This is a genomic window from Exiguobacterium sp. s145, from assembly GCF_018618835.1.
GTDB lineage: Bacteria > Bacillota > Bacilli > Exiguobacteriales > Exiguobacteriaceae > Exiguobacterium_A > Exiguobacterium_A artemiae.
The window spans coordinates 1-1,291 of sequence record NZ_JACSMV010000045.1 but is presented as its reverse complement, the minus strand read 5'-3'; the positions used below and the strand labels follow the sequence as shown (position 1 = coordinate 1,291).

Annotated in this window: 1 protein-coding gene; it reads left to right on the top strand. The window is 39.3% G+C overall.

Translation table 11 applies throughout. The features are described 5' to 3' along the window. Positions 1 to 86: 86 nt before the first annotated feature. A protein-coding gene (locus KNQ07_RS16430) for an IS3 family transposase (protein WP_214767978.1) occupies positions 87 to 1,249 on the top strand; the annotation gives its coding sequence in 2 pieces (ribosomal slippage) (positions 87 to 363 and positions 363 to 1,249; 1,164 coding nt in all). Positions 1,250 to 1,291: the final 42 nt, after the last annotated feature.

The following is a 1,291-nucleotide window of genomic DNA, read 5'->3' as shown; positions in this document are numbered from 1 at the left end:
TGGGCTAACCTAAAATTTTGAGACAATATAAAACACCTTCGGAGTGGTACACTTTTAAAAAGTACTAACATCGGAGGTGTTTTTGCATGGGCAAAAACGTATATTCAAGTGAAGTGAAATGGGCAGTAGTAAAAGATAAGTTAAGTGGTAAGTTAACGACGAAAGAAATCATGGAGAAGTACGGAATCAAAAATGAATCTCAAATCAAAACATGGATGAGATGGTATCGCGCTAACGAACATTATCGATTTGATCAGCCGATTGGAAAACAATATACCTATGGACATGGTCCAGATTCTGCGAGTGAGGATGACAAGAGCGAACGACAAATGTCTCATCTGAAGATGGAAAACGAGATCTTAAAAAAGTACATGGAGATCGAAAGAGAGTTGAGAAAGAAGCAGTCATAAAAATTGTAGAATTGCTTCAGGGAAAGTATACAATCACCGCCATTCTTAGTGTTTTGAATGTACCCAAAGCAAACTATTACCGTTGGATTAAAGAATCTGTGAAAGCACCTTCGGTGCTCGAAAAAGCCATCATTGAACTAAGTAAACAGACGAAGTATCGGAATGGCCATCGAAAAATAAAGGCATTATTACAGCAAATTTATCAGTTGAAAGCCAATCGGAATACCGTACAGAAAATCATGCAAAAACACCATCTCCAATGTCGGATCAAACCGAAACGAAGATGGAAGTCTCAAGGTGAGCGCATCATAACGGCACCGGATCTTATCAAACGTGATTTCACAGCAAGTAAACCGAATCAGAAGTGGGTGACGGATATTACCTATATCCAATACGGCAGCACTACAAAATATCTTTCAACTATCATGGACCTATTCAATAACGAGATCATCGCCTACAAGTTATACGAGCATCAACAAACGTTTCTTGTGATCGATACGTTGAAGATAGCGCTTGAGAATCGAAACTACCCCGAAGGGGTCATCCTTCATTCGGATCAAGGCAGTGTTTATACATCATATGCCTTTCAAGAATTCGTTAAGAGGAATTACCTAACAAGTAGCATGTCTCGTAGAGGAAACTGTTGGGACAACGCAGTGATCGAATCGTTCCACTCTAATTTAAAGTCCGAGGAGTTCCAGTACGTCAAATTTAATTCGCTAAGAGACCATGAGGTCTCTGAACGCGTTATCAATTACTTAAACTACTATAACGAAGAACGAATCCAAGAAAAATTAGGCTACCTCACACCGAAAAAATACGGTGTACTGGCAGCCTAATCAAGGTGTTTTATATGTGTCTCATATTGCTAGGTCAGTCTA